The sequence below is a fragment of the Novosphingobium naphthalenivorans NBRC 102051 genome (assembly GCF_001590985.1).
GTDB classification, from domain to species: domain Bacteria; phylum Pseudomonadota; class Alphaproteobacteria; order Sphingomonadales; family Sphingomonadaceae; genus Novosphingobium; species Novosphingobium naphthalenivorans.
Genome location: NZ_BCTX01000108.1, coordinates 1 through 11,940, shown reverse-complemented (window position 1 = coordinate 11,940; position 11,940 = coordinate 1). Strand labels below are relative to the sequence as shown.

The window sequence follows — 11,940 nt, the reverse complement described above, 5'->3', positions numbered from 1 at the left end:
TCTATGGGTTCCGATCATCGCGGCTTGGTGTAGCAAAGCCTTAAGCCGGACCTCGCACAGCCGTCCTACGGACGGATGGACAAGTCCCGTTTCAAACCCACCCCGATCCTGCGCGAACGCCGGCGCAACAAGTGCGCACGCTTTGCGCTGACCAATGCGCGCGGGGAGGCCATCGAAGTCATGGTGCGCGATATCTCGTCGAAAGGCCTCAGCGCCGCCGCGCTTGGGCAAGCCCCGGCCCCCAACGAAGTGGTGCGCGCCCATCTTGAGGACGGGCGCGAAGTCTGGGGACTGGTGCGCTGGACCGACGGCAACCTGTTCGGCGTCGAGTTCGATACCCGGGCCTGATCCCCATCACGGCATTCCGTGATGCAAACCCATCAGCATCCTGACCGTGTGGGCCTGGCTGTCACACCGCCGAACTGAAACGCCGCAGCGAATCCCGGCGATAGGGATCGAAGCGCGCCGCGATCGACCGGGCGTAGGGCAGGCCGCCCGGATGAATCACCAGATCCTCGCCATCCATCTCGCACAGTCCTGCATCGACATAGCCTTGCAGCATCGGCAGAGCTTCGCGCTTGAGATCGGGATCGACATGCGCGCGCGCCTTGCACAGCAACGCTTCGATCACGGCGCCGCGGCGGCGGTCATCCGGCCTGCGGACGATCCCCCGGTTGGCCGTCAGCCGGTGCTGCGAAAGCATCATCCGGTATCGCCCGGTGTTCTTCTCGTTCTGGACGAGCAGATCGGGAAAGCTGCTGATCGCCGACGCGCCCAGACCGATCAGAACAGGCGCCTGATCTTCGGTAAAGCCCTGGAAATTGCGCCGCAGAGTCCCGCTCAGCGAAGCCTGCGCCAGCGAATCCCCCGGCCGCGCGAAATGATCGAAGCCCACCGGCATGTAGCCCTGCTCGACCAGATAATCGTGCCCGAAGGCAGCCATGCGGAAGCGCATTTCGGCATCGGGCAGCGCGCTGCCGTCAATCTTCTTCTGCCGCGCGATCAGGTGCGGCACATGGGCATAGCCGAACAGCGCCACCCGGTCCGCACCGAGCGCGACGGTCTGTTCCAGCGAGTTGCGCAGATGATCCATGGTCTGGCCCGGAAGGCCGTACATCAGATCGAAATTCAGCGAACGCACGCCGCTGCTGCGCAGCATGGCCGTGGCATTCTCGATCATGCGGGTAGGCTGGATACGGCCGATCGCTTCCTGAAGCGCCGGCTCGAACGTCTGCACACCCAGACTGGCACGCGAAATGCCCACGAAGGCCAGAACCGAGGCCCATTCGGGGCCCAAGGTGCGCGGATCGAGCTCGATCGAGAAGACCGGACGTTCGCCTTCCGTCTGAATGCCGAACTCCAGCGTCAGCACATCGACGACGCGCACGAAATCGATCGGCGAAATCCCGTTGGGGCTGCCGCCGCCGAATGCGATTCGCCCGACTTTGGCCGCCTTGGGCAAGCGCTCGGCCACCAGCGCAATCTCCTGATGCAAGGCGTCGAGATAGCTGGTGACGCGGTCCCTGCGGTTGGCAACGCTGGTGTTGCAGCCGCAATACCAGCAGATCTTCTCGCAAAACGGGATATGCACGTAGAGCGAGATATCGCCGTTCTCCCCCGCAAGCGCGGCGGACATTTCCTTTTCACCCACGCCCTCGGCAAATTCCGCGGCCGTCGGGAAGCTCGTGTAGCGCGGTACGGGAACCGCCAGCAGGTCGGGGTGATAGGTCCACATACTCAGGGTAATCGCCTAAGCGACAGGAAAGATCATTGCGATCGATCAAGCCGCTTACGGGACGAGCCGGTGTGGCATCCCTTGGCACAGCAGGGGCCCTGTGGCGGCCCCGGGGGGCCATCGGTGGGGGCCGCCGGGATCGTTACCACGCCGCCGCCGCAAAGCGGCGCGATGATGCCGCGTGCCTCGGCCTCAAGCGGGCCGATCATGGCCGGGAGCAGCGCCAGCGTGCCCAGGACGGCCAGTTCACGCTTCACTTGTCATCCTCCTCGTCGATGAGGATGCGATTGGCGGCGCCGTCGAGATCCTCGAACTGCCCGCTCCTCATGGCCCAGAAAAACGCGCCCAGACCGGCGAGCCCCATCAGCAGCGCAAGAGGGATCAGAAAGCCGAGAATGCTCATGCGGCGCTATCCCGCCCAGCCCCGTCTTGCCCAGCCGCACGCGCCAGACGCAGCGAGTTGCCGACAACCAGCAGCGAACTGGCGGACATCGCGACCGCCGCGATCAGCGGCGTGACGAAACCGAAGATGGCGAGCGGCACGGCCAGCATGTTGTAAACCGCAGCCATCACGAAGTTCTGCCGCACGATCCCCATGGTCGCGCGCGCCACGCGCACAGCCAGCGCCACCGGCATGAAGCGCTCGCCCACGAAGACGGCATCGGCCGCCTGCTGGCTGACGTCGCTGGCTCCGCCCGGCGCGATCGAGACATGGGCCCCGGCCAGCGCCGGCCCGTCGTTGAGGCCATCGCCGACCATGAGCACTTTGTGCCCCTTGGCGGCGCGGTCGCCCAGCATGTCGAGCTTTTCCGCCGGCGTCATGCCGCCCACCGCTTCGATGCCGAGCTGCGTGCCGACCGCCGCCACGGTTTCCACGCGGTCGCCCGAGACGATGCCGGAGCGGATACCCTGCGCCGCCAGCGCGGCGATCGTCTCGCGCACGTCGGGACGCAGCGGATCGGTAAACGCGATTCGCGTGCGCGCGCCATCCACCAGCAGGTCGACCGAAAGCCCGGCGGTTTCCGCCTCGGGCCGCACCAGCGCCACGTCATGCCCCTGAAACCGCGCGGTCATGCCCATGCCCGCGGTCTCGGCCAGATCGTCGAGCGCGGCGGGTTCGGTCCCGGCATCGCGCAGGGCCTGCGCCAGCCCCCGGCTGAGCGGATGGCGGCTGCCCTGCGCCAGCGCCAGCGCCAGCGGGCGGGCCTGCGCATCGAGCACCCCGAGGTCCGCCGGACGCGGCTCGCCGAGCGTCAACGTGCCGGTCTTGTCGAACAGGGCCTCATCCACTTCGGCCAGCCGTTCGAGCGCAGAGCCATCCTTGATCAGCAGCCCGCGCTTCATCAGCGCCCCGGCGGCAACGACCTGCGCGGCGGGAACCGCAAGGCCCAGCGCGCAAGGGCAAGTGATGATCAGCACGGCCACGGCAATCGTCAGCGCATGATAGACGCCCGCACCTGCCAGCATCCAGCCGCAGAAGCTCAGGAACGCGAGGCTGTGCACGGCCGGTGCATAGATGCGCGAGGCCTTGTCCGCGATCCGCACATAGCGCGAGCGCGACTGACCGGCCTCGTCCATCAGCCGCGCAATATCGGCCAGCGCCGTGTCCTGCGCGGCGGCGGTGACTTTGACCCGCACCGGATTGCCGAGGTTGACCATCCCGGCGTGGATCGCATCGCCCGGCCCGGCGGGGCGCGGATCGCTTTCCCCGGTCAGCATCGAGGAATCGATCGTGGTGCGGCCTTCCAGCACTTCGCCATCGGCCGCCAGGGCCTCGCCAGCCGCGACCAGCATGACCATGCCCGGCGCCAGCCTTTCGGCCTCGACATATTGCGTCGAACCGTCCGGCTGCACCACATGCGCGCCCCGGCCCATGCGGCCGAGCAGCGAAGCGATGCCCGAGCGGGCCCGGCTGCGCATCATCGCATCGAGCACGCGGCCTGCGAGCAGGAAGAACAGCAGCATCACCGCGCCGTCGAAATAGGCGTGAGCGCCGCCGGTCACGGTCTCGTAGAGGCTGAGCCCGGTCGCCAGCAGCACGCCGATCGAAATCGGCACGTCCATGTTGGTGCGGCGGTAGCGCAGCGCCATCAGCGCCGAGGAAAAGAACGGGCGCCCGGCATAGGCGATGACCGGAACCGCAATCAGCGCACTGATCCAGTGGAACATCTCGCGCGTCACCGCATCCGCGCCGGACCATACGCTGACCGAAAGCAGCATGATGTTCATCATGCCGAAACCGGCAACGGCCAGCGCGCGCAGCAGGCGCTTGGTTTCCGCATCGTCGCGGCCGAGCGGATTGTCGGCGGCACGCTCGGCCTCGAAACCGAGCTTGCGCAGTTCGTCGATGATATCGTCTTCAGTCAGCCTGGGCACGTGGCTGACCGCCACCCGCTTGGCCGAGAAATTCACGCGCGCGGCTGCGACACCGGGAACGGCGGACAAGCCGCGTTCGACTTTGCCGATGCACCCGGCACAGCGCATCCCCGGCACGGTAAAGCGGCTGTCGATGCACTCTCCGGAGACCGGCAGGTCAGGCGCCAGATCGGGGACGGGCGCATTCATGGAACCGGCTGTCCCATCACCTCCAGCCCTTCGACCTGATCCTCGCCGCGCCAGACCTCGCCGCCGGCCTCGATATCGAAGCGCAGGATCCAGCGTCCTTCGGGCAGCGGCTTGTCGCTGACAAAGGCACCGCTCACGTCCTTCTGGAAAGTCAGCGCAACATCGGGCTTGCGGCCCAGGGGATGGCGGGCGATGGCCTTGACCGTCGGGTAGGCAGGCACCCCGGTGAGCGCGGCCGTCAGCCGGCCATCGGTGCGGCGCTGCACATCGACTTTCCAGCCCAGCGCCTTTTCCTTGGCCGCTTCATCCAGCCAGCGGTTGAAATGCTGGCTGGCGACATAGGAATTCTCAACCACGACACCGCCGAACGTCGAGGTGGCGAGGCTCGCCATCAGGAAGTTCACGGCAAACACGACCCCGAAGCCTGCGACCAGAATCAGAGTCATGTGCTTGCCGGTGAACGGCTTGCGGCGAGGGGCTTGCTGGCTGCTCATCACTGTCCTTCCGGAGCGTCGAACTTGACGTCGGCCTCGTCCTTTTCGCGGGCATCCCCGACCGCCTGAAGCTTGAACTCGAACTTCTGCGAAGCGGTATCGGACGGGGCGACCACATAGACGCGCACGCTTTGCGTTTCATCCGCGGGCACCATGCGGGTCAGGGTCCGGCTCGCGTCTTCGCGCGCCATATCCTCGGTCCACATGGCCGCGCCGGGCAGACCCTCGATCGAGATGTCCATCTGGCGGGGACGGCCTTCCATGTTGCGCAGGCGCAGGGCGTAGGCGTTGCGGATCGATCCGTCGCTCATCAGGATGTAGGGCGGGTTGCGGTCCTTCGCCACGTTGAGCTGGGTATGGATGCGCGTGCCGAGCATGAACAGCAGGGCCAGACCGATGCCGGCCCAGACGCTGAAATAGAGGATCGTGCGCGGACGCCAGATCAGCTTGAGATGGCGGGTGGGCTGCTCGCCGGCCTTTTCCCGCTCGGCATCTTCCAGCGTGGCATAGTCGATCAGCCCGCGCGGACGGCCGGTTTCCTTCATCACCCGGTCGCAGGCATCGATGCACAGCGCGCAGGTGATGCAGCCGATCGTCGGCCCGTTGCGGATATCGACGCCGGTGGGGCAGACCGCGACGCACTGGTTGCAGTCGATGCAGTCGCCGAACTGGCCAGGGTTCTTCTCGGCCTTCTTGACACTGCCGCGCGGCTCGCCGCGCCAGTCCTTGTAGGTGACGAGCAGGCTCTTCTCGTCGAGCATCGCCGTCTGGATGCGCGGCCAGGGGCACATGTAGATGCACACCTGCTCGCGCATGAAGCCGCCGAGCACGAAAGTGGTCATGGTGAGGACGAACGTGGTCGCATAAGCGACGACCGGCGCCGTACCCGTCCAGAATGCATGCTGCAGCGTCGGCGCGTCGGCGAAGTAGAAGATCCACGCGCCGCCGGTGGCGAAGCTGATCGCGAGATAGACGGACCACTTGGCCAGGCGCCGGGCAATCTTGGCCGGGCCCCAGGGCGCCTTGTACAGACGGAAACGGGCGTTGCGGTCGCCATCGAAAAAGCGGTCGACGTGCTGGAACACGTCGGTCCACACGGTCTGCGGGCAGGCATAGCCGCACCAGGCGCGGCCGACGGCACTGGTCACGAGGAACAGGCCGATACCCGCCATGATGAGGAGACCGGCCACGAAGTAGAATTCCTGCGGCCAGATTTCGATGCTGAACATGTAGAAGCGGCGATGCGCCAGATCGATCAGGACAGCCTGGTTCGGCGCGTAGGGCCCGCGATCCCACCGGATCCACGGCGTGATCCAGTAGATCGCGAGGCAGATCACCATGATCGCCCACTTGATGCGCCGGAACTTGCCGTCGATGCGCCGGTTGAAGACCGGCTCGCGCTTGGCATAGAGGCCCAGCGGCTCGTCTTCCGGCTTCAGGTTTTCAGGCTTGTTCATGTCCTTGGTCCGCCCGTGTATTTATTGGGGGGCTGAGCGGCCCCCCGGGGCACGTGCGACCCGCCCCGGGAGGTGACTGCGGCCTATTGGGCCGCAGTCGCGTCAGCCGCAGGTTGCGCTTCGGCCGGTGCCGGCGCAAATTCTTCGCCGCCGCCCAGCGAGTGGACGTAGGCCGCCAGCATCTTGACCGTCACCGGATCGAGGCGTGCTCCCCAGGCCGGCATCACGCCGTGGCGCGGATTGGTGATCTGCGCGCTGACCGCATCGCGGGTGCCTGCATAGAGCCAGATCGCATCCGACAGGTTCGGCGCACCGAACTGGCGGTCACCCTTGCCTTCCGGGCCATGGCAGACGGCGCAGTTGGCCTCGAACACGGCCTTGCCCCGCTGCGAAGCCGCGCTGGGCTTTTCCTTGCCCGACAGCGACAGGACGAAGCTCGTCGTGTCCTGGATCTGCGCGGGGGTCAGCAGGCCATCCCGGCCGAAAGCCGGCATCTGGCTCATCCGCGTCTGATCGTCACCCGGCTGGCGGATGCCGTGAATCAGCGTCTGCTGGATGGTCTTGAGATCGCCGCCCCACAGCCAGTCGTCATCGTTGAGGTTGGGGAAGCCGTTCGAGCCCGCTGCACCGGCGCCGTGGCACTGGACGCAGTTGACCTTGAACGCCGCCGCACCGCCAGCCACGGCCGCGCGCATCAGTTCGGGATGCTGCGGCAATTGCTCGATCGGCATGTCCTTGAGCGCGGCAACGGTCTTGGCCCGGTCGGCCGCAGCGGTCTTCAGCTCGTTGTCGAGCTGTCCGCGGCTGGTCCAGCCCAGCATGCCCGGCGTCGCCGAGTGACGGCCCGGCAGCGCCGGATAGGCAATCACATAGCCGATCGCGAAGACGATCGAGGCGTAAAAAGACCAGAGCCACCAGCGCGGCAACGGCGTGTTGAGTTCCTCGATCCCGTCCCACTCGTGGCCGACGGTTTCGGTGTTCGTGGCTTCATCGAGACGCTTGTTAGCCATCGTTCTCGTCCTTGAAGATCATGTTGGCGGCCTCGTTGCTCTTCTCCCGCATTCCCGGCCGGAACGGCCAGGCAACGAGGACGAGAAAGGCCAGCCCCATCGCAACCAGTGCCCAGCTGTCGGCAATCTGCCGCAGCGTCTCGTACAGGGAGTGCTCGATCGTGATCATCGTCCATGCTCCGATGCGAGTTCTTCCTGCGCGGCGGGACCGTTGACGTCGACCAGCGTGCCCAGCATCTGCAGATAGGCGACAAGCGCATCCATCTCGGTCAGACGAGAGGGATTGCCGTCGAAGTCGCGGATCTGCGCCTTGGGATAGCGCGTTTCGAAATCTCCGGCGTCAGCCTCGGGATCGGCCTGGGCCTTGAGGTCGGCCACGGCCATCTCGACGTCCTTGTCGGTGTAAGGCACACCCACGTCCCGCAGGGCCTTGAGATTGGCCGCCACGTCCGGAACCTTGAGATCGGTTTCCGCCAGGAACCCGTACTTGGGCATGACGCTTTCCGGCACCACCGACTGCGGATTCTTGAGGTGCTGCACGTGCCACTCGTCCGAGTAGCGCTGGCCCACGCGTGCCAGGTCGGGCCCGGTACGCTCCGAACCCCACTGGAACGGATGGTCGTACATCGATTCCGCGGCCAGGCTGTAGTGGCCGTAGCGCTCGGTCTCGTCACGGAAGGGACGGATCATCTGGCTGTGGCAGACGTAGCACCCTTCGCGCACGTAGATGTCGCGGCCGGCCTGTTCGAGCGGCGTGTAGGGACGCATGCCCTGGACCTTCTCGATCGTGTTGTCGATCCAGAACAGCGGTGCGATCTCGACGATGCCGCCGATTGCGACCGTGATGAAAGCACCGATGCCGAGCAGCGTGACGTTCTTCTCGAGCTTCTTGTGACGCTCAACGATGGAAGTCATTGTTCTATTCCTTTTCGTCGCGCTTATTCGGCAGGAGCCAGGATCGGCCGGTCGGCGGCAGGATCGTAGGCGGCATCGTGCATCGGCGCTTCGGTGCGAAGCTTGCCGGCGATCGTCTGCCAGACGTTGATCACCATCAGCACGCCACCGGAGAGGTAGAGCAGGCCGCCAAAGGCGCGCAGCGCATACATCGGGTGGATCGCGGCGACCGTATCGGCGAACGAGTTCACCAGGTAGCCGTCCGGCCCGTATTCACGCCACATCAGACCCTGGGTGATACCCGCGACCCACATGCTGGCGGCGTAGAAGACGATACCGATCGTCGCGAGCCAGAAGTGCCAGTTGACCATGCGCAGCGAGTAGAGGCGTTCGCGGCCCCACAGGCGCGGCGTCAGGTAGTAGATGGCGCCGAAAGTGATCATGCCGTTCCAGCCCAGCGCACCCGAGTGCACGTGGCCGATGGTCCAGTTGGTGTAGTGCGAGAGCGAGTTGACGCTCTTGATCGACATCATCGGGCCTTCGAACGTGCTCATGCCGTAGAAGGCGACCGACATGATCATCATGCGGATGATCGGGTCGGTGCGAACCTTGTCCCAGGCGCCGTTGAGCGTCATCAGGCCGTTGATCATGCCACCCCAGCTCGGCATCCACAGCATGATCGAGAAGACCATGCCCAGCGTCTGCGCCCAGTCGGGCAGCGCGGTGTAGTGGAGGTGGTGCGGACCCGCCCAGATGTAGAGGAAGATCAGCGCCCAGAAGTGGATGATCGACAGACGATAGCTGTAGATCGGGCGTTCAGCCTGCTTCGGCACGAAGTAGTACATCATCGCCAGGAAGCCAGCGGTCAGGAAGAAGCCGACCGCGTTGTGGCCGTACCACCACTGCACCAGCGCGCCCTGCACGCCGCCGAACAGCGGATAGCTCTTCGAACCGAAGAAGCTCACCGGCACGTCGAGGTTGTTGACCACGTGCAGCATCGCGATGGTGATGATGAACGCCAGGTAGAACCAGTTGGCGACGTAGATATGCGGTTCCGAACGCTTGATGATCGTGCCCACGAACACCAGCAGATAGCAGACCCAGACGATCGTCAGCCACCAGTCCACATACCATTCAGGCTCGGCGTATTCCTTGGACTGGGTAATGCCCAGCAGGTAACCGGTCGCAGCCAGCACGATGAAGAGCTGATAGCCCCAGAACACGAAACGCGCGAGGCTCGGAAAAGCCAGGCGCGCGCGGCAGGTGCGCTGCACGACGTAGAAGCTCGACGCGATCAGGGCGTTGCCACCGAATGCGAAGATCACGGCCGACGTGTGCAGCGGGCGAAGCCGCCCGAAATTGAGGTACGGTGCCATATCCAGCACGGGCCAGGTGAGCTGAAGCGCGATGAACAACCCGGCCGCGAAACCGGCCATGCCCCAGAACACCGTCGCGATAACGCCCCATCGAACCGGATCGTCATCATACTTGCTTTGATCCGGCATCTTGAGGATGCCGCGCGCGATGGCCGAATAATCTGCCCCGCTGATCGTGAACCACACGGCAATCAGCGCTGCCAGCGCGACGATGCCCATGTGAATGGCGAAACCCCCATCCGCCGCAAGTGCGACCCCGATGACGGCAAGGAAGAGCACGGCAAGCCACAAGCCTGCCCGTGCGAGGACCGTTACCATATGTCTTCTCTTTCGAGATTGTTGCTGAACCTGTTGCCGCCTTGGAGAGTATCACGAACCCCCGCATTGATAACGATCAAAATGATCCAACTACAAAAAAAGCACCAATTCCCGCGAATTTGCGCGCGATCAATTCATGTTCGATGCAATTGGAGGAAACGCAAAGTCGCAGCCGCTCAAGAGGGGGGATCGCACGGTGCGGCCCCGGCGGACATGAAAGACAAGACTATGCGCAAGACCATGATGCTCGCCGCGCTCGCAGCGGCCACCGCAATCACCACGCCGGCCATGGCCGGTAGCCCCGACGGCAAGATTCAGGTGAAGGTACTTGGCACGGCCGTTCTTCCGGACGGCGGCATCGACAAGATCAAGTACATTGATCCGACGCTCGCCACCACGCTCTCGGGCGTTACGGTGGACACCAAGGCCAACGACAACGTCGTGCCGACGCTCGCGATCGAATACTTCTTCACTAATAACGTGTCGGTCGAGACGATCTGCTGCTTCACCCAGCACCACGTCAACGGCGCTGCCGATCTGACCGGCGCCAATCTCGTCAACCACGTGCTGATCCTGCCCGCCACGGTCACCGCCAAGTACCACCTGGACATGGGCGGCCCGATCAAGCCGTATATCGGCGCGGGTCCGTCGATCTTCTTCGTGTTCGACGAAAAGCCCGGCACGACTGCCAAGGCGCTGGGCGTCGACCGGGTCAAGATGTCGAACTCGTTCGGTGTTGCTCTGCAGGGCGGCGTCGACATTGCGCTGGGCGACAGCGGCTTCGGTCTCTCGCTGGATGCCAAGAAGTACTTCATGAAGCCCACCGCGAAGTTCTACGCTTCGGGCACCAAGGTTCTCGAAACCAAGCACGATCTCGATCCGTGGGTTCTCAGCGCGGGCGTATCGTACCGCTTCTGAGCCTGCCTCGCCTCACGGCGACAGCATAGAAGGGGAGCCGAAAGGCTCCCCTTTTTCGTTGCGCGCGCAAACGAAAAGGCCGTCCGGAACATTACCCGAGGTGCGCAGCAAGCCCCAGTCCGGGAGGAAACAGCGTTTTTGTCAGCCCGCTTCGGCGACCAGTGCGTCGAAATCGAGGATCGCAACGTCGCGGCGTGACGGCAGATCAATCACGCCTTCGTTCTTCAGGCGCGTGAACTGGCGGCTTACCGTTTCGATCGTCAGCCCGAGCACGTCGGCAATCTGCTGGCGCGAGAACGGCAGGACGAGATGACGCTGGTTGGGTTTGTCGAAATCGACCTTGCAGCCCGAAACGTTCAACCGCTCGGACATCTCGATCAGGAAGCTCGCCATCTTTTCCGAGGCGGACTTGCGCCCGAGCAACAGCATCCAGCGCCGCGTGCGGTCAAGCTCACCCAGCGTGCGTTCGAGCAGCTTGTGCTCCAGTTGCGGGTGGTCGCGCGCAAAGGCATCGAAATCGCGGCGCGAAAAGACGCAGACCTTGGCGTCTGTCAGCGCGGTCACGCCATGGCCGGACTTGCCGCCGAAGGGACGGCCAATGAAATCGGAAGGATAGACGACGCCGACGATCTGCTCGCGCCCGTCTTCGGTATTGGTCGAGAGCTTGAGAACGCCTTCGATCACGTTGGCGACGAGCACTGAATCCTCGCCTTCCCAGATCAGCGATTCCCCCGGCGCGATCTTGCGGGTCCGCCCGATCGCATTGAGGGCATCGAGCTCTTTCGTATCGAGCGAAGCACAGATTGCCCGGTTCCGGACAACGCAAAGGTCACAAGTGGACATAGATCGGACACCAACGCCGAAGGATCGGCTCAAAGCGCTCCGTTAGCGCAAAACTAAAGGAGTGAAAAGCACTCCTCCACGGACCAACCGCCTTTGCAAACAGCTGCTTGGCATTCGCGGCGGCGTTCGTGGCGTCGAAACGCCCCTCTAGGACCGGGCTCATCCGGCCCACTCGCGCCGGAACTCGCAGGCAATGTTAACCATCTATAAGGGCGTGATAATTGCGGATCCCTCCGCAAACTGTCCCGCAGACTGATTAGGAACCATTGGCCGGCCAACACGGGTAATTGCAGCACGCACGCGGCCGATTGCCTGTGCTTGCGGCATTCT

Annotated in this window: 13 protein-coding genes; 2 read left to right on the top strand and 11 right to left on the bottom strand. The window is 64.4% G+C overall.

Features of this window, described 5'->3' with window-relative positions:
* Positions 1 to 75: 75 nt before the first annotated feature.
* Positions 76 to 348 (top strand): PilZ domain-containing protein, encoded by a 273-nt coding sequence (locus tag NN5_RS22285; protein ID WP_067738444.1) that lies wholly within the window; start codon positions 76 to 78, stop codon positions 346 to 348.
* A gap of 61 nt (positions 349 to 409) precedes the next feature.
* Here NN5_RS22285 and hemN read toward each other — a convergent pair whose 3' ends face one another.
* The 10 genes from hemN to ccoN all read right to left on the bottom strand — a co-directional run bounded on the left by hemN (position 410) and on the right by ccoN (position 9,849).
* Positions 410 to 1,735, bottom strand: coding sequence for an oxygen-independent coproporphyrinogen III oxidase (hemN, locus tag NN5_RS22280; RefSeq protein ID WP_067738441.1), 1,326 nt, complete (start codon positions 1,733 to 1,735; stop codon positions 410 to 412).
* 32 nt (positions 1,736 to 1,767) lie between these two features.
* The gene (locus NN5_RS22275; protein WP_067738438.1) at positions 1,768 to 1,992 is read right to left on the bottom strand and encodes a hypothetical protein; all 225 of its coding nucleotides are present in this window, start codon (positions 1,990 to 1,992) and stop codon (positions 1,768 to 1,770) included.
* Entirely contained in the window at positions 1,989 to 2,138 is a 150-nt protein-coding gene (ccoS, locus tag NN5_RS22270) for a cbb3-type cytochrome oxidase assembly protein CcoS (RefSeq protein WP_067738435.1), read from the bottom strand. The genes NN5_RS22275 and ccoS overlap by 4 nt, the downstream gene beginning before the upstream one ends.
* Positions 2,135 to 4,300, bottom strand: a complete 2,166-nt coding sequence (locus NN5_RS22265; RefSeq protein ID WP_067738432.1) for a heavy metal translocating P-type ATPase — start codon at positions 4,298 to 4,300, stop codon at positions 2,135 to 2,137. Before NN5_RS22265 ends, ccoS begins: the two co-directional genes overlap by 4 nt.
* Positions 4,297 to 4,794 (bottom strand): FixH family protein, encoded by a 498-nt coding sequence (locus NN5_RS22260; protein WP_067738429.1) that lies wholly within the window; start codon positions 4,792 to 4,794, stop codon positions 4,297 to 4,299. Before NN5_RS22260 ends, NN5_RS22265 begins: the two co-directional genes overlap by 4 nt.
* Positions 4,794 to 6,251 carry a cytochrome c oxidase accessory protein CcoG gene (gene ccoG / locus NN5_RS22255; protein ID WP_067738426.1) on the bottom strand — a complete coding sequence of 486 codons (1,458 nt, stop codon included), beginning with the start codon at positions 6,249 to 6,251 and terminating at the stop codon, positions 4,794 to 4,796. The genes NN5_RS22260 and ccoG overlap by 1 nt, the downstream gene beginning before the upstream one ends.
* Positions 6,252 to 6,334: 83 nt before the next feature.
* Positions 6,335 to 7,261, bottom strand: a complete 927-nt coding sequence (ccoP, locus tag NN5_RS22250) for a cytochrome-c oxidase, cbb3-type subunit III (protein ID WP_067738423.1) — start codon at positions 7,259 to 7,261, stop codon at positions 6,335 to 6,337.
* Complete coding sequence (locus tag NN5_RS22245; RefSeq protein ID WP_067738419.1) at positions 7,254 to 7,430, bottom strand: CcoQ/FixQ family Cbb3-type cytochrome c oxidase assembly chaperone; 177 nt, start codon at positions 7,428 to 7,430, stop codon at positions 7,254 to 7,256. The genes ccoP and NN5_RS22245 overlap by 8 nt, the downstream gene beginning before the upstream one ends.
* Positions 7,427 to 8,176 (bottom strand): cytochrome-c oxidase, cbb3-type subunit II, encoded by a 750-nt coding sequence (gene ccoO / locus NN5_RS22240; RefSeq protein ID WP_067738416.1) that lies wholly within the window; start codon positions 8,174 to 8,176, stop codon positions 7,427 to 7,429. Before ccoO ends, NN5_RS22245 begins: the two co-directional genes overlap by 4 nt.
* Before the next feature lie 23 nt (positions 8,177 to 8,199).
* Positions 8,200 to 9,849 carry a cytochrome-c oxidase, cbb3-type subunit I gene (gene ccoN / locus NN5_RS22235; RefSeq protein WP_067738413.1) on the bottom strand — a complete coding sequence of 550 codons (1,650 nt, stop codon included), beginning with the start codon at positions 9,847 to 9,849 and terminating at the stop codon, positions 8,200 to 8,202.
* A 228-nt stretch (positions 9,850 to 10,077) separates the two neighbouring features.
* Between ccoN and NN5_RS22230 the strand changes: the two genes are divergently transcribed.
* The gene (locus NN5_RS22230; RefSeq protein ID WP_067738410.1) at positions 10,078 to 10,767 is read left to right on the top strand and encodes an OmpW/AlkL family protein; all 690 of its coding nucleotides are present in this window, start codon (positions 10,078 to 10,080) and stop codon (positions 10,765 to 10,767) included.
* Positions 10,768 to 10,908: 141 nt separating this feature from the next.
* On the opposite strand, the gene NN5_RS22225 is transcribed toward NN5_RS22230, so the two are convergent.
* Complete coding sequence (locus NN5_RS22225; protein WP_067738407.1) at positions 10,909 to 11,610, bottom strand: Crp/Fnr family transcriptional regulator; 702 nt, start codon at positions 11,608 to 11,610, stop codon at positions 10,909 to 10,911.
* Positions 11,611 to 11,940: the final 330 nt, after the last annotated feature.

Coding starts and splice junctions, on each gene's coding strand:
- NN5_RS22285 (WP_067738444.1), top strand. CDS start 76: ATGGACAAGTCCCGTTTCAAACCCACCCCGATCCTGCGCGAACGCCGG.
- hemN (WP_067738441.1), bottom strand. CDS start 1,735: ATGTGGACCTATCACCCCGACCTGCTGGCGGTTCCCGTACCGCGCTAC.
- ccoS (WP_067738435.1), bottom strand. CDS start 2,138: ATGAGCATTCTCGGCTTTCTGATCCCTCTTGCGCTGCTGATGGGGCTC.
- NN5_RS22265 (WP_067738432.1), bottom strand. CDS start 4,300: ATGAATGCGCCCGTCCCCGATCTGGCGCCTGACCTGCCGGTCTCCGGA.
- NN5_RS22260 (WP_067738429.1), bottom strand. CDS start 4,794: ATGAGCAGCCAGCAAGCCCCTCGCCGCAAGCCGTTCACCGGCAAGCAC.
- ccoG (WP_067738426.1), bottom strand. CDS start 6,251: ATGAACAAGCCTGAAAACCTGAAGCCGGAAGACGAGCCGCTGGGCCTC.
- ccoP (WP_067738423.1), bottom strand. CDS start 7,261: ATGGCTAACAAGCGTCTCGATGAAGCCACGAACACCGAAACCGTCGGC.
- NN5_RS22245 (WP_067738419.1), bottom strand. CDS start 7,430: ATGATCACGATCGAGCACTCCCTGTACGAGACGCTGCGGCAGATTGCC.
- ccoO (WP_067738416.1), bottom strand. CDS start 8,176: ATGACTTCCATCGTTGAGCGTCACAAGAAGCTCGAGAAGAACGTCACG.
- ccoN (WP_067738413.1), bottom strand. CDS start 9,849: ATGGTAACGGTCCTCGCACGGGCAGGCTTGTGGCTTGCCGTGCTCTTC.
- NN5_RS22230 (WP_067738410.1), top strand. CDS start 10,078: ATGCGCAAGACCATGATGCTCGCCGCGCTCGCAGCGGCCACCGCAATC.
- NN5_RS22225 (WP_067738407.1), bottom strand. CDS start 11,610: ATGTCCACTTGTGACCTTTGCGTTGTCCGGAACCGGGCAATCTGTGCT.